Origin of the sequence: Actinomyces sp. oral taxon 181 (assembly GCF_018370895.1) — a bacterium.
Taxonomy (GTDB): domain Bacteria; phylum Actinomycetota; class Actinomycetes; order Actinomycetales; family Actinomycetaceae; genus Pauljensenia.
In genome coordinates this window covers 1-2,234 of the sequence record NZ_JAGYZL010000027.1, presented here as the reverse complement: position 1 = coordinate 2,234, position 2,234 = coordinate 1, and the positions used below count along the sequence as shown (strand labels likewise).

The window sequence follows — 2,234 nt, the reverse complement described above, 5'->3', positions numbered from 1 at the left end:
AGCCACCTTAATGCGCTACCAGACGGGTTTGCGTCCATCGGATGGGACGACTGTTGACCCTGGTGATTTCATTCCTGGGCGCGTTGATATCGATATCCCTGAGAAGTAGCTTGTGAAGCAAGTGCTGTAGTATCCATACGCAGAGCAGTGGGGAAAGCTCGTTGGCAGCTCAGGAATTATAGCGACGAGCTAGGTGACCTCCAAGTTGCTTTGAGGAACGCTCTATTTGAGGTTGCTGAAGTAGCGGAAGCGATTAAACAGGTAGAGAAAGTTGCTGCTGGATATGGTTGCGTAATTTCCCAAGATGGAAAAGTTGCGTGGAGAGACGCGACAAGTGTGCAGAGTGAAAGCTATCGACACGGTGCTGATGCGAACCTTGAACGAATGGTGGCGCGTGCAATTGCATTGGCAGATTCCGCAGATAGCGCGCTCAATCAGAAGCTGAGTTCTTTTGGGACAGCCCCGGGAAAGGAACCCACGAAACCCGGATAAATTCGCGACCTATCCCAGGCCGAGCAAGAGCGTTTCAAGAATATGTCTCCAGAGGAACGAGCAGAGTACTGGTCGGCGCAAAGCGATGAGCAGAAACGTCATCTTTGCGATACCTATCCTGAACTGATTGGTAACGCTGATGGTGTTGAGGCTTGGGCACGAGATCGCGCAAATCGGTTGAATCTTGATGCCAAGGAAGCGCGAGCTAGGGAGGACCTGGCTCGCTATGAGAGTTATTGGACCAAAGCGCGGACGAATGAAGATCGCTACCTGATAGGGGAGAAAATACAACGCGCAAAGTCAGATCTTGCCGCTTATGAAAAAATCCGTTCTACACTTGCGAATGCATCAGCCTCGAAGACTATCAGCATGGCAAGGCGGGAAAGCCTATTTCGCTATTGACGCTTCAGGATGACGGACGTCGTGTTAAGGCTGCGGTGGCTCAAGGTGACGTCGATAATGCAGCGCATATCGGTACTTTTGTACCGGGGATTGGTACGACTGTTAACGGGAGTCTCAAAGACTACATTCGCCAGATGGAGAATTTACGTCAGGCAGCCGCAGATCAAGGTAAACTCGCATTGAAAGATGTAGCGACGATTGCGTGGCTCGGTTACGATGCTCCCGGTGAAGCCTCATTTGGGAATCTTAGTGATATCACCTCGCCTAAACTCGCTCAGGCCGGCTCTGATCGTTTAGCTGGTTTCTTGAACGGAATGCAAGCATCGCGTGAACACGGTGCGGGAGATGCGCACATGACTTTGGTTGGTCATTCCTATGGCTCGACAACGTCGGGAATGGCGGCGACAAAGGTTCATGATGGCGTAATCGATGATCTCGTTCTCTGCGGTTCGCCGGGTATGGGGACCTATAACGCTTCAGATCTACATGTCGCTGAAGGGCATCGTTGGGTTTCAGGAGTCCCAAATGGGGATTTTGTTCAAGGTCTGGGATCGCTACTTCCTGGAAGCACTATCCGCTGGGGACACCTCGGAACCGATCCGATGCACGACAAGACATTCACACATCTTTCAAATGACGCGACTGGGTATGTGAAGTATAACCATGGCGCGCCGCCGAGTGATTCGCATTTGTTGCTGCCGATGCTTAGACTCGGTCTTGTCTACCCACCGAATTTTGATAACCATAGCGTCTATTTAGAAGATGGAACGGAGACGGTTCAGGACTTTGGCCGAGTTGTTGCAGGGGTGAAGTAGTGAGCTATCGGGGTATTGTCCGCGTATGTGCGGTACTTGGAGTGGCAACGATTGCTTTGAGCGCATGCTCTATCGGAGGCACAGGCACTAACCAGTCCGCTGCGACCCCGACCCCGACTGTTAAGAAGGCTGTCTATTGGGATGGAAGCCTCCCCCTGGAGCAGCGTCAGTCCATTCAGGCATTTCAGCGTGATGAGGAGCCGAAGATCCTTCAGTTCCGTCGTCGCCTTGCAGAGGCCGGTGGTGGAGGCGCGTGGGAAGCGCGCGCCTTTGGGTCCCAGATCAATAAAGAGACTGACCAATCCTCAGGCGATGAGCAGCCGGCGTGGGAGCTTGTTGGGCAAGTTGTTGCTGGTCCTTATGTTCCCGTTCCTGAGGTCGAAAAGATCGGCCGTGAACTCTTGTCAGAGACGTATCCCGAGTACGAATTGGGCTCGGATAAAGGTGGCGTTCGTCAGCTTTCGTGGAGTGATCCGGTTAATGGTGGTTTCCTCTACGTGACTGTTCACGAGGGAAAAGCCACCT

General features: G+C 52.6%; 4 protein-coding genes. All 4 read left to right on the top strand.

What is annotated here, in order from left to right; all coding sequences use genetic code 11:
• Positions 1-147 precede the first annotated feature (147 nt).
• A complete protein-coding gene (locus tag KHW85_RS08250) occupies positions 148-492 on the top strand; it encodes a hypothetical protein (protein WP_291459546.1) in 345 nt (114 codons plus the stop codon).
• Between the two features lie 42 nt (positions 493-534).
• The gene (locus KHW85_RS08245; protein WP_291459545.1) at positions 535-894 is read left to right on the top strand and encodes a hypothetical protein; all 360 of its coding nucleotides are present in this window, start codon (positions 535-537) and stop codon (positions 892-894) included.
• Positions 891-1,709: an alpha/beta hydrolase gene (locus KHW85_RS08240; protein WP_291459544.1), complete on the top strand. Its 819-nt coding sequence runs from the start codon at positions 891-893 to the stop codon at positions 1,707-1,709. The genes KHW85_RS08245 and KHW85_RS08240 overlap by 4 nt, the downstream gene beginning before the upstream one ends.
• Positions 1,709-2,234: DUF4853 domain-containing protein (locus tag KHW85_RS08235; protein ID WP_291459543.1), on the top strand; the 526-nt coding region annotated here is incomplete at its 3' end. The genes KHW85_RS08240 and KHW85_RS08235, both read left to right, overlap by 1 nt.

Coding starts and splice junctions, on each gene's coding strand:
- KHW85_RS08245 (WP_291459545.1), top strand. CDS start 535: ATGTCTCCAGAGGAACGAGCAGAGTACTGGTCGGCGCAAAGCGATGAG.